At 73.1% G+C, this 15,250-nt stretch carries 14 protein-coding genes; 4 read left to right on the forward strand and 10 right to left on the reverse strand.

Translation table 11 applies throughout. The features are described 5' to 3' along the window. The first annotated feature begins 68 nt into the window (after positions 1-68). The gene (locus MUY22_RS24495) at positions 69-1,235 is read left to right on the forward strand and encodes a macrolide family glycosyltransferase (protein ID WP_247062924.1); all 1,167 of its coding nucleotides are present in this window, start codon (positions 69-71) and stop codon (positions 1,233-1,235) included. Positions 1,236-1,731: 496 nt separating this feature from the next. Next, complete coding sequence (locus MUY22_RS24505) at positions 1,732-3,123, forward strand: class II 3-deoxy-7-phosphoheptulonate synthase (protein WP_247062925.1); 1,392 nt, start codon at positions 1,732-1,734, stop codon at positions 3,121-3,123. Between the two features lie 3 nt (positions 3,124-3,126). Here MUY22_RS24505 and MUY22_RS24510 read toward each other — a convergent pair whose 3' ends face one another. From MUY22_RS24510 to pknB, 5 genes are all read right to left on the reverse strand, one after another. Beyond that, positions 3,127-4,368 (reverse strand): wax ester/triacylglycerol synthase family O-acyltransferase, encoded by a 1,242-nt coding sequence (locus MUY22_RS24510; RefSeq protein ID WP_247064097.1) that lies wholly within the window; start codon positions 4,366-4,368, stop codon positions 3,127-3,129. Between the two features lie 256 nt (positions 4,369-4,624). Continuing rightward, complete coding sequence (locus tag MUY22_RS24515; RefSeq protein ID WP_247062926.1) at positions 4,625-5,326, reverse strand: hypothetical protein; 702 nt, start codon at positions 5,324-5,326, stop codon at positions 4,625-4,627. Positions 5,327-5,462: 136 nt separating this feature from the next. After that, positions 5,463-6,956, reverse strand: a complete 1,494-nt coding sequence (locus MUY22_RS24520) for a flotillin family protein (protein ID WP_247062927.1) — start codon at positions 6,954-6,956, stop codon at positions 5,463-5,465. 50 nt (positions 6,957-7,006) lie between these two features. After that, positions 7,007-7,216 carry a hypothetical protein gene (locus MUY22_RS24525; protein WP_247062929.1) on the reverse strand — a complete coding sequence of 70 codons (210 nt, stop codon included), beginning with the start codon at positions 7,214-7,216 and terminating at the stop codon, positions 7,007-7,009. Then, positions 7,213-9,228, reverse strand: a complete 2,016-nt coding sequence (gene pknB / locus MUY22_RS24530; RefSeq protein ID WP_247062931.1) for a Stk1 family PASTA domain-containing Ser/Thr kinase — start codon at positions 9,226-9,228, stop codon at positions 7,213-7,215. Before pknB ends, MUY22_RS24525 begins: the two co-directional genes overlap by 4 nt. A gap of 103 nt (positions 9,229-9,331) precedes the next feature. Here pknB and MUY22_RS24535 point away from each other — a divergent pair, with 103 nt between their 5' ends. Both MUY22_RS24535 and MUY22_RS24545 read left to right on the forward strand, forming a co-directional pair. Continuing rightward, the gene (locus MUY22_RS24535; RefSeq protein ID WP_247062933.1) at positions 9,332-9,700 is read left to right on the forward strand and encodes an Rv2175c family DNA-binding protein; all 369 of its coding nucleotides are present in this window, start codon (positions 9,332-9,334) and stop codon (positions 9,698-9,700) included. Positions 9,701-9,942: 242 nt separating this feature from the next. Further along, positions 9,943-10,101 (forward strand): hypothetical protein, encoded by a 159-nt coding sequence (locus MUY22_RS24545; protein ID WP_247062935.1) that lies wholly within the window; start codon positions 9,943-9,945, stop codon positions 10,099-10,101. A gap of 56 nt (positions 10,102-10,157) precedes the next feature. Here the strand turns inward: MUY22_RS24545 and MUY22_RS24550 are convergent, their stop codons facing one another. From MUY22_RS24550 to merB, 5 genes are read right to left on the reverse strand one after another with little or no spacing between them, the layout of a single operon-like run. Further along, positions 10,158-10,946, reverse strand: coding sequence for an LLM class F420-dependent oxidoreductase (locus MUY22_RS24550; RefSeq protein ID WP_247062937.1), 789 nt, complete (start codon positions 10,944-10,946; stop codon positions 10,158-10,160). Continuing rightward, a complete protein-coding gene (locus MUY22_RS24555) occupies positions 10,943-11,869 on the reverse strand; it encodes a phytoene/squalene synthase family protein (protein ID WP_247062939.1) in 927 nt (308 codons plus the stop codon). The genes MUY22_RS24550 and MUY22_RS24555 overlap by 4 nt, the downstream gene beginning before the upstream one ends. Next, positions 11,866-13,338: a phytoene desaturase family protein gene (gene crtI, locus MUY22_RS24560; protein WP_247062941.1), complete on the reverse strand. Its 1,473-nt coding sequence runs from the start codon at positions 13,336-13,338 to the stop codon at positions 11,866-11,868. Before crtI ends, MUY22_RS24555 begins: the two co-directional genes overlap by 4 nt. Position 13,339: 1 nt before the next feature. Next, entirely contained in the window at positions 13,340-14,431 is a 1,092-nt protein-coding gene (locus MUY22_RS24565; protein ID WP_247062943.1) for a polyprenyl synthetase family protein, read from the reverse strand. A gap of 60 nt (positions 14,432-14,491) precedes the next feature. Next, entirely contained in the window at positions 14,492-15,181 is a 690-nt protein-coding gene (merB, locus tag MUY22_RS24570; RefSeq protein WP_247062944.1) for an organomercurial lyase, read from the reverse strand. Positions 15,182-15,250 lie beyond the last annotated feature (69 nt).

Raw genomic sequence — 15,250 nt, forward strand, 5'->3', positions numbered from 1 at the left:
CGGGTGGCCCTTTCCGTATTCGAGCGGCGCCCGCCACAATGGTCGGGAAATGGGGGTCCGTTCCGACCATGGGCGCACACATCGCGTTTCTCGCGGTTCCGGCGGCGGGGCACGTCAACCCGACCCTGCCGCTGGTCGAGGAGCTGGTCCGGCGCGGGCACCGGGTCACCTACGCCACCGGCCCGGCGCTGCGGGACGCCGTCGCCGCGGCGGGGGCGGCACCGGTCGTGCCGGACGCGCCGTGGGCGAAGGTGGCCGCCGCGCGCAGCCGGACCACCGAGGAGGTCGCCGAGACGCTCACCGGCGCACTCGACGTCACCCGTGCGGTGCTGCCGCGGCTGACGGAGGTGTTCCGCGAAGACCCGCCGGACGTCGTCTGCTACGACTCGCTGACGCCGTTCGGGCCGGTGCTGGCCCACCGGCTCGGCCGCCCGTCGGTGGCGACGGTGCCGACGTTCGCGGGCAACGACGTGTTCGACCCGACGACCCTGCTGGCCCCGCCCGGCTTCGACCCGGGCCACCCGCGGCTGGCCGAGTACGCCGCCGCCCAGGCCCGGTTCGCCGCGTCCGCCGGTGTCCCGGCCGGGACGCCGGCCTCGGTGGGCCGGCTCGCGGACCGGAAGCTCGTCTTCCTCCCGCGCGAGTTCCAGATCGCCGGCGACACCTTCGGGGCCGACTACCGGTTCATCGGCCCGTCGTTCGGCTCCCGGGACGCGGACTGGACGCCCGCGGCCGGCCCGGTGCTGTTCGTCTCGCTGGGCACGGTGGTCAACGACCGCCCCGACTTCTTCGCCGCGTGCGTGACGGCGTTCGGCGGCACCGGGCGGCCCGTGGTGCTGGCGCTCGGCGAGCGCGTCGACCCGGCCCGGCTGGGCCCGATCCCGGCGAACTTCGAGGTCCGGCCGTACTTTCCGCAGCCTGCCGTGCTGCGGCACGCGGAGGTGTTCCTGTCGCACACGGGGATGAACTCCACGATGGAGGCGCTGCTGTGCGAGGTGCCGCTGGTGTCCTACCCGCAGACGCCGGAGCAGACGGTCAACGGCCGCCGCGTCGAGGAGCTGGGCCTGGGCCGGGTGCTCACCGGCCCCCTCGACCCGCGGGAGCTGCGCCGGACGGTCGACGAGGTCGCGGCGGACCCGGCGATCCGCGCGAACCTGACCCGGATGGCCGGCCACCTGCGCGCGGCGGGCGGCCCGCGTGCCGGAGCCGACACGATCGAGGAGCTGCTCGCCTGACTCCGGGCTTCGCTTTCTTCCGGCTTGCGGACTTCGCGAGTGCGGAACGTCAGCCGGTCAACGCGGTGAGCAGCGCCCAGTGACCGCCGCCGCCGCCGACGACGTCCATCGCCGGCCACGCCACCCAGCCGAACCGGGGGGAGCACCGACGGGCCGCGGGGGAGCGTCAGCACCTCGGGCGCGGCCGCGTGCGGGGAGATCCCGACCTTCGCGCCGGCCGCGACCAGCGGGCTGACCAGCCCGGTATCGGAGAGCCCGGCGATCGGCAGCGGGACCCGGCGCCGTCACGTGATGGCCGTCCTGCTCGCCGTGCTTCGCCCCGCGGACGATGACGGCCGGCGGGATCGGCGACCCCGTGACGGCGATGAGGAGTCCCCAGCTCAGTGCGCGTCCCAGGCGAGCACGAGGGGCAACGCGAGCGCTCGGGCCCAGGGAGCGAGGAGCTCGGTGGCCCACCTGGCGGAACGAGGCACGGCGCGAACCTTATCCTGGAGGGGTGAACTGGACTGTGGACGTCCCCGTCGACACACTGCCCGAACTGCCGCCGCTTCCGCCCGAGCTGCGGGCCCGCCTCGACGCGGCCCTGGCCCGGCCCGCGGCCCAGCAGCCGGAGTGGCCCGATCCGGAACTCACCAACCGGGTGCGCGGGGTGCTGGAGAGCGTGCCGCCGATCACCGTCCCGGCCGAGATCGACCGGCTGAAGAGCCGGTTGGCGATGGTGGCCCGCGGTGAGGCGTTCCTGCTCCAGGGCGGCGACTGCGCGGAGACGTTCGAGTCGAACACCGAGCCGCACATCCGGGCCAACCTGCGCACCCTGCTGCAGATGGCGGTCGTGCTGACCTACGGCGCGAGCCTGCCGGTGGTCAAGGTCGGCCGCATCGCCGGCCAGTACGCGAAGCCGCGCTCGGCCGCGACGGACGCGCTGGGCCTGCCGGTGTACCGCGGCGACATCATCAACTCGCTGGTCGCCAAGCCCGAGCTGCGCGTGCCCGACCCCGGCCGGATGATCCGCGCCTACGCGAACGCGGGCGCGGCGATGAACCTGGTCCGCGCCCTCACCGGCGCCGGCATGGCCGACCTGCACCAGGTGCACGACTGGAACAAGGACTTCGTCTCGGCGTCGCCGGCGGCGCAGCGCTTCGAGGCGCTGGCCAACGAGATCGACCGCGGCCTGCGGTTCATGTCGGCCTGCGGCGTCACCGACACGTCGCTGCAGTCGACCGAGATCTTCGCCAGCCACGAGGCCCTGCTGCTCGACTACGAGCGCTCGATGCTGCGGCTCGACAACGCCGACGCGTCGAACCCGAAGCTGTACAACCTGTCGTCGCACTTCCTCTGGATCGGCGAGCGGACCCGCCAGCTGGACGGCGCGCACATCGCGTTCGCCGAGCTGCTGGCCAACCCGATCGGGTTGAAGATCGGCCCGACGACCACGCCCGAGCAGGCCGTGGAGTACGTCGAGCGGCTCGACCCGCGTGTCGAGGCGGGCCGGCTGACGCTGATCGCGCGGATGGGCAACGGCAAGGTCCGCGACGTGCTGCCGGGCATCGTCGAGAAGGTCGAGGCGTCCGGGCACAAGGTCATCTGGCAGTGCGACCCGATGCACGGCAACACGCACGAGTCGTCCACCGGGTACAAGACGCGCCACTTCGACCGGATCGTCGACGAGGTCCAGGGCTTCTTCGAGGTCCACAACGAGCTGGGCACCTACCCGGGCGGCATCCACGTCGAGCTGACCGGCGAGGACGTCACCGAGTGTCTGGGCGGCGCCCAGGAGATCTCGGACATCGACCTCTCGGGCCGCTACGAAACGGCGTGCGACCCGCGCCTGAACACGCAGCAGTCCCTGGAACTGGCGTTCCTGGTCGCGGAGATGCTCCGCGGCTGAGGCTCAGGAGGCGTCGAGCAGGCGGGACGCGGACTTCAGGACCGCGTCCCGCAGCGAGCCGATGTCCGGCACCGCTTCGCCGTTGACCTGGAGTCCGATGTGGACCGAGTCGCGGTAGGTGGCCACCGCGATGCCGACCGCGTGGCGGGGGGCCAGCGGGACGAACGGGTAGACCTCCGCCAGCGGTGCGCCGTCGATCGAGAGGCGGGCCGGGGGGAGCGGGACCGTGGTGATCACCAGGTCGAACAGCAGCGGCGCGGCCTGGCCCGCGGTGCGCGTGCCCAGCCGGTGCAGCAGGGCCGGGACGCGGTCGGCCAGCAGCGGCAGCGCTCCCGCGCCGCGGCTCGGGCCCGCCGCCTTGTTGCGGTTCATCGCGCGGCGGACGACGCGCAGGCGCTCGACCGGGTCGTCCTCGCCGACCGGCAGGTCGCACAGGTAGCCGGACAGCTTGTTGCCGCCGAGCTGGTCACCCGAGCGGCCGCGGACGCTCACCGGGATCAGCGCGCGCAGCGTGCGGCCGTCGGCGCGGTGGCCGCGGTTCACCAGCCACTCGCGCAGCGCGCCGGACAGCACCGCCAGCACGACGTCGTTGGTGGTGCCGCCGTGGGCCCGGCGCACCCGGCGCAGCTCCGCGAGCGGCAGCCGCACGAACCCCAGCCGGCGTTCGGCCGAGGCCGGCGCCGACACCGGGGACAGCGTCGGGCGGGTGGCCCGCACCACCGACGAGGCGATGCCGGCGGCTTCGTTGGCTTGCCCCCAGACCGTGCCGAGCGCGCCCTTCACCGTGTCCAAAGTGGACCGCTGGGCCGGGATCCGGCGGGCCGGCGCGGACGGCAGCTTGACGCCGTCGAGCAGCCCGGCCGCGACCGCGTACGCCCCGGCACCGTCGGTGAGCGCGTGGTGCAGCTTCATCAGCAACGCGAACTGCCCGCCGGGCAGGCCGGTGACCAGGGTGAGGTCCCACAGCGGGCGGCCGGTGTCGAGCGGCTCGGCGATCCACCGCGACGCGTAGGCCGTCAGCGGGTCCGGGTCGTAGAGCGAGCTGAGCTCGACGTGGTGGATGTGGTCCGCGGCAACGAAATCCGCGTCTTCGGTCCAGCGGGCGGCGCCGGGCGGGAACAGCTCCGAGCGCGCCCGCTGGCGCAGCTTCGGGAGCCGGGCGGCCCGTTCGGCGAGGATCGCGGTCAACGCCGGCGGATCCACCGGCCGTCGCGCGGTGAACGTGATCACCGCACCCATGTGCATCGGGGACTTTTCGCTTTCCAGGCAAAGGAAAGCGACGTCGAGTGCGCTGAGCGGCGAGCCTGCCATAAGCGACCTTTCCCATCAGGCGTTCGCGGGTCTGCACGGCCACGTGCGACGAGGGGAGGAGAAAGCCACTGCACCAGCCCGACGTGACGCGCGGGTGGTCGAAGTGTTTCGTCGACGCTAACTAACCACCCCATTCAGCCATTCGAGATACCCCGGGCAGCGGTGCCCGGGGTCACAGATCAACCGGTTCTTATTCGCCGGGCGGGGTTCCGGGCTTGTCCGCCCGGGCCGTGGCGGTCCCCCAGTCGGGGGTCAGCGCCACCTGCTTGCCGACGCGGCGCACCGGCAACGCGCCGGCGTGGCGCTTGCCCAGCCCGGGCCAGATCTCCGCGGCGTCCTTCGCCGCGGCGCGGATCGCGCCGCCGTCGAGCGTCGTCCGGGACTCTTCGATGCCCCGGCCGCGCCACTGGACGACCAGTTTGAGCGGCCCCGCCGACGGCAGCGGCCACAGGAACACCTCGTGCTCGACGGCGAAGCGCGTCCCGCCGACCGCCTGCGCCCGCAGCACCGGCCCGTCCGGCTCGCTCGCCGAGGGCACCGAAATGGTCTCCGAGCTGGCCCGGCTCCCGTCGGCGTAGAGCACGCCGATGAGCAGGCCGTTGTAGTCGGGGACCCGGCGGTGGTCGATCAGCCCTTCCGCGGGGTCGTCGACCAGGCTGTCGCGCGAGTACACCGTGACCCGCAGGGTGACCGCCTCCGGCCACACCTCGACGGCCCGCAGCGCGACGATCGTGCGCTCGGACCGGCCCAGCGCCTGCGCCCACGGCAGCACGGCCGGGACGATGTGCTCGCGCGGGGGATCGGTCCAGTGTCTGCCGTTGAAGGCGTACAGCTCCTGCTCCGGAACGGGGAACAGGGGACGTTCGCGGGGACCGCCGGTGAAGAAGTTCATCGGGCGGCCCGCGACGTGCTGTCCGGCACCATGCGCCCACGGTAAGGCAACGTCCCGGGAATTTCCGCCCCCGAACGGGCGTACGGCCCTCGTCTCCCGTGATCCGGGACACAAGGGCCGCACGCAGCGTGTGCGATCAGTCGCTCAGCTTGAGCTCGCCGTTCTTGCCGGCGCTCTCGTCGAGCTCCTTGTCCGCCGGCTTGCCCATCGACTCCATCAGCTGCCGGGCCAGGCCGAGACCGGTCCCGCCGAGCGACAGCGCCTTGGCGAACATGTCGGACATTCCGTCGGCGCCGTTGAGCACGACCATGTGGTCGATGTTGCCGAACGCGCTCGCGCCCGCCTCGACGATCTCCGGCCAGCGCTCGGCCAGCTGCTGCGCGACGACGGCTTCCTGGTTCTCCGCCAGCGCCGCGGCGCGCGCCTTGATGGCGTCCGCCTCGGCGAGCCCCTTCGCCCGGGCCGACTCGGCTTCGGCGAGACCCTTCGCCTTCGCGGCTTCCGCGTCGGCGAGACCGCGTGCCTTGGCCGCGGCCGCCTCCGCTTCACCGGTCGCCCGGGTCGCCCCGGCCGCCGCTTCCGCACGGGCCTTCGTCGCCTGCGCCTCGGCTTCGGCCGCGGTCTTGACGCGGGTCGCGTCCGCCGCCGCCCGCAGCTCGGTCTCCTTCGCCTCGGCCTGGGCCTTGGCGATCGAAGCGTCACGGGCCGCGTCGGCCGCCGTGCGCGTGTCGTACGCCTTCGCGTCGGCCGGCTTGCGGACCTGCGACTGCAGCCGCTGCTCGGCCAGCGCCGCCTCCAGCTCGGCGGCCCGCGTCTCCTGGACGACGACCTCCTGGCGCGCGGTCGCCTCGGCCAGCGGACCGGACTGGGACATCTTCGCCCGCGCCTGGTCGACCTCGGCCTGGTAACCGGCCTGCTGGATCTGGCTCGCGCGGACCGCGGCCGCCTTCTTCGCCGCCGACTCCTGCTCGACCTGGGCGGCTTCCTGGTCGCGCTGCGCCTCGGCGATCCGGGCCGACGCGGCGATCGCGGCGGCGTGCGGCTTGCCGAGGTTGAGGATGTAGCCCGATTCGTCGTCGATCTCCTGGATCTGCAGGGAGTCCACGATCAGGCCGAGCTTGATCATCTCGGTGGCCGAGGACTGGCGCACCTCGCCGGTGAGCGCGTCCCGGTTGTGGATCATCTCCTCGATGGTCAGCCCGCCCACGATGGAGCGCAGGTGGCCGGAGAAGAGCTCGTGGATCGTGTCGTTCATGCCCTTCTGCTGGTCCAGGAACCGGCGGGCGGCGTTGGCGATCGACGAGAAGTCGTCGCCGACCTTGTAGATCACCACGGCGCGCACGGTGACCGGCAGCCCCTGCCGGGTCACGCAGGAAACCTGCAGGTTGACGCCCCGGGTGTCCAGTGACAGCCGCCGGGCGGTCTGGAACCCGGGGATGACGTTCACGCCGCGGCCGGTGATGATCTTGAAGCCCAGGCTGTCCGCGGTCTCGCTGCGTTCGACCCGGATCCCCCAGCCGGACACGATCAGCGCTTCGTTCGGCTCCGCGACCTTGTACAGGACCCGCAGCAGTCCGAAGATGACGATCACGGCCACGACGGCGATGCCGACGATCAGCAGGATGCTCATTGGCCTCCCACACCCCTCAGTCTTCTGTTGTTGGTAGCCCTTCGACGCCGCTAGCGGCTCAGTGGTTGCCACCGTTCGACATAAACCGTGCGGGGCGGTTCGAAGTCCACGACGAGCACCTGCGTGCCGGAGCTGAAGGTCGCTTCGGGGTCGATCGGGTAGGCGTAGAAGGCCTCGGTGCCGCCCCGGACGCTCAGCAGCACCTCACCGATGAGGCCGGGGCCGATCGTGCCGGTCACGCGCCCGCGGCTGCCGATCATCCACCGAAGCCCTTCAGCTTGACCTTGGAGCCCTTTTGCACGAACGTGCCCGGCTGCGGGTCCTGCTGGAAGACGAAGTCGAACCCGCCGCCCCCGCCGCGCCCGCGGCCGCCGTCGCGGTCGGCCTGCAGCCCGGCCTGCTCGAGGAGCTTCTGGGCGTCGTCGAACGAGCGGAACCGGACGTCCGGCACCTGGACGGCGTTGTTGAGGAACACGCCGATCCGCTTCGCCGTCGCCTGCGAGTTGGCCCCCGGGTCGGTCCGGGTGACGGCACCGCCCGGGACGGTCTGGTTGAACTCCTCGCCCGCCTGGAACGGCTCGAACCCGGCCTGCTGCAGGAGCTGGAACGCCTCGTCCTTGCTCTTCCCGGTGACGTCCGGGACCGGCGGCAGCGGGATCGGGCCCTTGGACACGATGATCGTGACCTGCCCGTTGATGTTCAGCTGGCTGCCGGCGCCGGGCTCGGTGCGGATCACCGCGCCCTGCGGGACGTCGGCGTCGAAGTCGTCGGTGCCGCGGACCGGGGTCAGCTGCGCCGTCTTGATCGCCTGCTCGGCGTCGGGCAGCGCGGTGCCCGGGCGGATGTCCGGCACGGCCGGGCGGCCCTTGGACAGCACGACCGACACCGTCGAGTTCGGCGTCAGCGTGGTGCCCTCGGGGGGTTCGTTGCGCAGCACGGTGTTCGACGGCACCGAGTTGTCGAACTCCTGGCTGAACTGCGGCGTCAGCTTCGCCGAGCGCAGGGCGTCACCCGCCGCCGCCTGGTTCAGCCCGACGAGCTTCGGCACCGTCGAGGTCTTGTCGCCGCCGGTGTCGGTCAGCATGAAGATGAACGCCGTGATCAGCCCGCCGAACAGCAGCACGGCCCCGGCGATCAGCGCGATCCGCTTGCGGTTGTCCGCAGGCTTCTCGGGTTCCGGCTCGGCCCGCCGGCGGGGCGGGCGCGGCGGGACGTTCCCGGCCGCGGGGATTCCCGGCGGCGGGGTGCCCGGGTGGCCGGGGTGGCTGAGCGCCCGCGTCGCGTTCGGGCGGTGCACCGGCATGGTCTTCCCGGTGTCGGGCTGCACCTGCGGGATCCGCGGCAGCGTGCGCTCGGTGTCGGCGATGTCGCCCTGGCCGTGGGACACCGGGACCGGCACGGTGACCGGCAGCAGGCCCAGTTGCGCGCGCACCGCGGTCAGCTCGGTGAGGAACTCCCCGGCGTCGGCGGGCCGCAGCTCGGGGTCGCGCCGGGTCGCGCGCGTGATCAGGTCGTCGAGGGCGGCCGGCAGGTCCGGGCGCAGCTCGCTCGCCCGCGGGACGTCGTCGTTGACGTGCCGGTAGGCCACCGAGATCGCGGTGTCGCCGGTGTAGGGCGCGCGGCCGGTGAGCATTTCGTAGAGCAGGATCCCGGCCGAGTAGACGTCGCCGCGCGCGTTGGCCGCGCCGGTGGTGACCTGCTCGGGGGAGAGGTAGGCGACGGTGCCGAGGATGACGCTCGCGCTCGTCGTCCCGGCGCTGGCCACGGCCCGCACGAGACCGAAGTCGGCGACCTTGACGACGCCGCCGGTGTGCGGCCCGGACCGGCCGATGAGCACGTTCTCGGGCTTGACGTCGCGGTGCACCAGCCCGGCCCGGTGCGCGGCGGCGAGCGCCGACAGCACGGGCTCGGCGACGCTCAGCGCGAGCGCGATGTCGAGCGGGCCCTTCTCGTCCAGCAGGTCCCGCAGGGTGCCGCCGTCGACGAGTTCCATGACCAGGAAGGCGAGGCCGCCCTCCTCGCCCTTGTCGTGCACCGCCACGACGTTCGGGTGGTGCAGCTGGGCGGCCGACTGGGCCTCCCGCACGAACCGGTCCACGAACGACCGGTCGTCCGCGAAGCGCGGGTCCATGATCTTGATCGCGACCTGGCGGTCCAACCGGGTGTCCGTCCCCTGGTAGACCGACGACATCCCGCCGTGGGCGAGCAGCCGGTCCACCCGGTAGCGCCGCTCGAGCAGCGTGCCGACCAGGCTGGGGTGGGTGCGTGTCACGAGTAAGGATCGTACGGAACCCGGCACGCCGCGTGGAGGAGACCTCGCGGGTCACCCGTGCGCACTAGCGGGAGAGGGGGGCGAATGTGGCACAGTGTCACCTGTGAGTGGGATTCCTGTCGCCGAAGACGTCCTGGCCGCCGACATCGCGGTGCTGCCGCTGCCGGAGGTCGCGACCGCCCTCGGGACGTCGACCAACAAGGTCCGCCAGCTGCTGCGCGAGGGCGAGCTGATCGCCCTCAAACGAGGCGGCGAGCTGTGCGTCCCGAGCGCGTTCCTCGTCAAGGACGGCGTGGTCAAGGGCCTGTCCGGCACGATAACCGTGCTCGACGACTCCGGGTTCAGCCGCACCGAGATGCTCCGCTGGCTGTTCACCGTCGACGAGTCGCTGCCGGGCAACACGCCGGTCAACGCGCTGCGCACGAGCCACGGCACCGAGGTGAAGCGGCGCGCCCAGGCGATGGCCTTCTGACCTGACTTAGCGCGGCGGCGGCCAGACCGGTGATCTTGACGCTCGCCGCCGTCGTGAACACCTGCGCCCGCACGCGTGCGGGCGTCTCCCGGTGCCGGACCGCGAGCAGGGCCGTGAGCTGCGGCCCTTCGGCGAATCCGGCCAGCGCCGCGGCCGCGACCAGGAGTTTCCCGTCGGTCATGAGCAAGGTGCCGTCCGCGGCGCTCCCGAGGTGCGCGGCGCCGAGCAGGGGCTAACAGACGGTGACCATCCCGACCCCGGCGCACGAGAGCGTGGACGCCGAGGTGGCCCGCCGGAGCGGCGAGAGCGGCGGCGGTGAAGGTCAGCGCATCGAGAAGGCTCGCGGTGGCCGAACCGACCGCCGCGAACGCGTCGCCGCACAGCACCCCGGAAAGCCGTGAAGGCCTCCTTACCGGCCATAAGAGCCGGTAAGGAGGCCTTCACGGACCAAAAGGACTCAGCCGTTGTTCTTGTCGCGCCAGGCGATCCACGACTTGAGCAGGCCCAGGTCGTAGTCCGGGCCGCCCACGCCGACGGTGAACGTCGAGACGCCGAGGCTCAGCAGCTTCGGGCCCAGCTCGTCCGGCTCGCCCTGGACGCCGCACGAGCGCTCGATCTCGGCCGGGTCGCGGCCGACGTCGGCGCAGTGCTGGTCGAGGATCTTGACCTTGCGCTCGACGACCTCCGGGTCGCCGAAGCCGTGCCAGATGTCGCCGTGCTTGGCGACCAGCTTCAGGGTCTTCTTCTCGCCGCCACCGCCGATGAGCACCGGGATCTTGCGCGTCGGCGCCGGGTTCAGCTTGCCGAGGCGGGCCTCGATGCGCGGGAGCGACTCCGCCAGGTTGTCGAGGCGGCCGCCGGCGGTGCCGAACTCGTAGCCGTACTCGTCGTAGTCCTTCTCGAACCAGCCGGAGCCGATGCCGAGGATGAGCCGGCCGCCGGAGATGTGGTCGACGGTGCGGGCCATGTCGGCCAGCAGCTCGGGGTTGCGGTAGCTGTTGCAGGTCACGAGCGCGCCGATCTCCACGCGCGACGTCGACTCCGCCCAGGCGCCGAGCATGGTCCAGCACTCGAAGTGCTGGCCCTCGGGCTCGCCGTACAACGGATAGAAGTGGTCCCAGTTGAAGACGATGTCGGCGCCGAGCTCTTCGGCGGCGGACGCGGTGCGCCGGATGGTGTCGTAGTCGGCGTGCTGCGGCTGGAGCTGCAGCCCGATCCGGATCGGTCGCTGTGCTGCTGAGGTCATGATCGCAGCCTACGACCGGCCCCGAGGGTCCCGCGCGCCCAGACCGCGGCGAACGCGGGCAGCGCGACCACCAGCCGGCGCGTCTTCGGCACCACCGCCCGCCGCGTGAGGACGTCGTGGTCCAGTGCGGCGATCTCGTCCAGGATGCCCTCGTACAGCGTCAACGCCGTCCGCACGCACGGCCGGGATTCCGGGCGCAGCAACGGAACCCCGGCTTCGGCCCGCCGGTACACCGCGCGGGTCCTGGCCACGAAGTACGCCATCGCCGCGCGGATCCGCGGGTCCGGGCGGCGCGCTTCCAGCAGCTCACGCGAGACGCCGAACGCGGCCAGCTCGTCGAGCGGCAGGTACAGCCGGCCGCGGTCGAGGTCCTCGCCGACGTCGCGCAGGAAGTTGGTCAGCTGGAACGCCTCGCCGAGCGCGATCGCCCCCGGCTCGGCGTCGGCCAGCGGCCCGACGGTGCCGAAGACCGGCAGCATCTGCAGCCCGATCACCGCCGCCGACCCGTACGTGTACGCACCCAGGTCGGTGAACGTCGCGTACTCGACCGGCTTCAGGTCCGCCCGCATCGAGCGCAGGAACGCGTCGAACAGGTCCTGGGCGATGCCGTAGGAGTGCACCGTGTCCGACAGCGCCGCGAGCACCGGGTCGTCCGGGGTGCCGCCGGCGAAGACGTCCTCGACCATCGCCGCGACGCGGTCCAGCTCGGCCGCCGGGTCCGTGCCCGGTTCGGGGTTGTCGACCAGCTCGTCGGCCATCCGCGCGAAGCCGTACAGCGCGTGCGCGGCCGGCCGGGCGCGGGCCGGCAGCAGGCGCGTCGCGAGGAAGAACGTGCGGCCGTGGTGGGCGTTGAGCCGGCGGCACGCGGCGTAGGAGGCGCGCAGGGCCGGGTCGGTGATGCCGGCGGCGTCAAGTTCGTTCACTTCCCGGTGATCCGTTCCGCCGCGAGCCGTCCGGAGATGAGCACCGGCGGGATGCCGACGCCCGGCGTCGTGCCGCAGCCGGCCAGCACCACGTTGCCCGCCGCGCGCACCAGGTTCGCGGGCCGGAACGGGCCGGTCTGGGCGAACGTGTGCGCCAGCGAGAACGGCGTCCCGGCGGCGAGCCCGCGGGCCGCCCAATCGGCCGGGGTGAACGTCTCGTCGACGGTGAACTCGTCGCCGAACCCGGTCAGCCCCCGCGCTTCGAGCGTGCGAAGCAGCTCTTCGCGGTACGGCCCGCGGACGCGCGCCCAGTCGATCGGCCCGCGGTTCAGGTTCGGCGCGGGCGCCAGCACGGAGACGATCTCGCCGCCGTTCCCGGCGAGTCCCGGGTCGGTCGCCGTCGGGCGCGTGACCAGCAGTGACGGGTCGCTCATCAGCCGTCCTTCGCGGATGATCTCGGCGAACGTCCGCTCCCAGGCGGCGCCGAAGTAGATCGTGTGGTGGCCCAGGTCCCACGCCTTCGTGGTCCGCCCGTGCAGGACGACGGCGGACGGCGAGTAGCGCAACGGCACCGGCCGCTTCGGCCGCGCGCCGATGAGCCGGTACGCCGTACTCAGCTCGGTCGCGAGGACGACGGCGTCGCACGGAATCCGCTCGCCCGAGCGCGTGCGGACCGCGCGCACCCGGGACGAGACGCGCTCGAGCCACGCCGCTTCGGTGCCGAACCGCACGTCCGCGCCCGCCCGCGTCGCCGCGCCGGTCAGCGCCCGGCCGATCTCGCCCATGCCGCCTTCGGGGTAGTACACGCCGCCGACGGTGTCCATGTACGAGATGACGCCGTACGCGCCGATCGCGCGGGCCGGGTCGAGGCCCGCGTAGAGCGCTTGGAACGAGAACAGCCGCCGGACGCGCTCGTCGCGCAGGTACCGGGCGACGCGCGGGCCGAGCCGGCCGAACCCGCCGAGCGCGGCGAGTTTCACCAGCTCGGGCCGGGCGAGGTCGAGCGGCGAGTCGAAGTTCGTGCCGAGGAAGCGGTCCTTCTGCACCGCGTACAGCTCGGTCAGCCACCGCCGCAGGGCCCGGTAGCCCGCCGCTTCGCGCGCGCCGGCGAAGGCGCGGATCTCGGCTTCCATCGCGCCGCCGTCGGTGTGCAGGGAGAGCGCGCTGCCGTCGGCGAATCGAGCCCGGTACGCCGGGTCCAGCCGGGTCAGGCGCAGGTTCTTGGACAGCGACTCGCCGACCGCGGCGAACGCCTCGTCCAGCAGCTCGGGCATGGTCAGCACACTCGCGCCGGTGTCCACGGCGTTGCCGCCGAACCGCTGCTGCCCGGTGCGCCCGCCCGGGGTGTCCGCCTGCTCCAGCAGCGTCACCCGGCGGCCCGCGCCGAGCAGGTGCAGGGTCGCCGACAGGCCGGCCAGGCCGGCGCCGATGACGACGACGTGGTCGGTCGGCCCCTCCACGCGCCGCACGTCAGTACGTCCGCTGGGTGGCCTTGACGACCAGCCCGGTCAGCGCGGCGGGGGCCGGCTCGGCCAGGTGCGCGCGCTCGAGCGCGGCCATCGCGGCGGTGGTCAGCTCGTCGATCCGGTGCTCCACCGCGTCGACCGCGCCGACCTGCTGCAACGCCATCCGCACGGTCTCGACACCCTCGTCGGACAGGTCGGCGTCGCCGATCGCGTCCGCGATGACCGTGGCGGCCGCCTCTTCACCCTTTTCGGCGGCCAGCTGCAGGCCGAGCGCGACGAGCAGGGTGCGCTTGCCCTCGCGCAGGTCGTCGCCGGCGGGCTTGCCGGTGACCGACGGGTCGCCGAAGACGCCCAGGAGGTCGTCGCGCAGCTGGAAGGCGATGCCGACCTCGCCGCCGAACTCCAGCAGCGTCTCGATCAGCTCGGGGGAGGCCCCGCCGAGCGCCGCGCCCAGGTGCAGCGGCCGCTGCACGGTGTAGGCGGCCGTCTTGAGCCGGTCGATCTTCAGCGCGGCCTCGGGGGAGGCGTCGCCGGTGGCCTGCGTGCGGACGTCGAGGTACTGCCCGGCGAGCACCTCGGTGCGCATGGCGCGCCAGGCCGGCCGCGCCGCGGCGAGCGTCTGGGCCGGCAGCGGGGCGTCGGCGAACATGTCGTCGGCCCAGGCCAGCGCCAGGTCGCCGACCAGCACCGCGGTGGCCAGGCCGAACGTCGCGGGGGAGCCGAGCCAGCCGCGGTCGGCGTGCAGCTTCGCGCCCGCGATGTGCACGGTCGGGAACCCGCGGCGGGAGTCGGAGGAGTCGATCAGGTCGTCGTGGATCAGCGCGCACGCCTGGATCAGCTCCAGGCTGGACACCGCCTGCAGCACGCCTTCGGCGTCCGGCCCGGCCGGGTCGCCACCCGCGCCGCGCCAGCCCCACCACGCGAACGTGGGCCGCAAACGTTTGCCACCCGTCAGCACGAACCCGCTGAGCGCCTCGATCCCGGCGGCCACGGTCGGCTCGGTCTCGATGATCCGCTCGCCCGCCCGGCCGAGGAACCCGGCCAGCGCGCGCTCGACGTTGGCGGGCAGATCGACGTCGGAGACGGGCACGTTCATGCCCTCATCCTCGCCGAACCCGGCCGCGGCCGGGCCGCCGGGGCGCCCGGATGTGGTGAATCAGACTCTCGTCGCGGGCGGCGCCCAGAACGGGCCCGTGAGCCCGGCTTCGGCGAAGTACGCGACGGCGCCGCCGGGCTCGCGCCGCCGGTAGCCGCGCTCCAGCCGCCCCGCGTACCAGCCGCGGGCGAGCCGCCAGAGCGTCCCGAGGTCCAGCACGTCCCCCTTGGCCTGCCCGGTCGTGGTGAGCCATTCGTCCACACAGGACTCGTCGCAGAACAGCCGCTGGTGCTCGCAGGTGTGCAGCACGTCGTCCCACATCCGCGCCGCGGGCACCAGGAAGTGCGCCACCTGGGAGCCCGCCGGCGGCTCGGCGCGGCCGACGACCAGCGCGTGCGGCTGCTCGCAGCCGGGACACCGGGTCGCGACCAGGACCTCCGGCTCGTCGTCGACGAGGTGGGGGATGGCGAACGAGTCCCAGGCGCAGCCGCCCCACCACAGCGTGCGCGCGCCCATCACCGAGAAGCCGAGCGACTTCGCGGCGAACGGGTGCGCCAGCACGACGTGCTCGGACTCATCGAGCACCAGGTGGTGGGCGTCGGCGAGGCGGTGCAGCGCCTGCTTGGCCACGGCGAGCGACCCGCCCGCGGCGTCGGCCAGCTCCGGCGCCGTCGGCGCGCGGCCGTGGCCGGCGAAGGCGCGGTAGACGGCCAGGCGCACGTCCTCGTCCCAGCTCGCGTCGTCCCTCATCGCTCGCTCCCCACGGTGGCTGCCCAGTCTAGTCGGGCCGCCCGCACGAACCACACTCGAAAACCACTC

Source organism: Amycolatopsis sp. WQ 127309 (assembly GCF_023023025.1).
Lineage (GTDB): Bacteria > Actinomycetota > Actinomycetes > Mycobacteriales > Pseudonocardiaceae > Amycolatopsis.

Bases quoted from the DNA above. Each gene is read 5' to 3' on its own strand.
- MUY22_RS24495 (WP_247062924.1), top strand. From the start codon at position 69: ATGGGCGCACACATCGCGTTTCTCGCGGTTCCGGCGGCGGGGCACGTC.
- MUY22_RS24510 (WP_247064097.1), bottom strand. From the start codon at position 4,368: ATGCACATGGGTGCGGTGATCACGTTCACCGCGCGACGGCCGGTGGAT.
- MUY22_RS24515 (WP_247062926.1), bottom strand. From the start codon at position 5,326: ATGAACTTCTTCACCGGCGGTCCCCGCGAACGTCCCCTGTTCCCCGTT.
- MUY22_RS24520 (WP_247062927.1), bottom strand. From the start codon at position 6,956: ATGAGCATCCTGCTGATCGTCGGCATCGCCGTCGTGGCCGTGATCGTC.
- MUY22_RS24525 (WP_247062929.1), bottom strand. From the start codon at position 7,216: ATGATCGGCAGCCGCGGGCGCGTGACCGGCACGATCGGCCCCGGCCTC.
- MUY22_RS24550 (WP_247062937.1), bottom strand. From the start codon at position 10,946: ATGACCTCAGCAGCACAGCGACCGATCCGGATCGGGCTGCAGCTCCAG.
- MUY22_RS24565 (WP_247062943.1), bottom strand. From the start codon at position 14,431: ATGAACGTGCCCGTCTCCGACGTCGATCTGCCCGCCAACGTCGAGCGC.
- merB (WP_247062944.1), bottom strand. From the start codon at position 15,181: ATGAGGGACGACGCGAGCTGGGACGAGGACGTGCGCCTGGCCGTCTAC.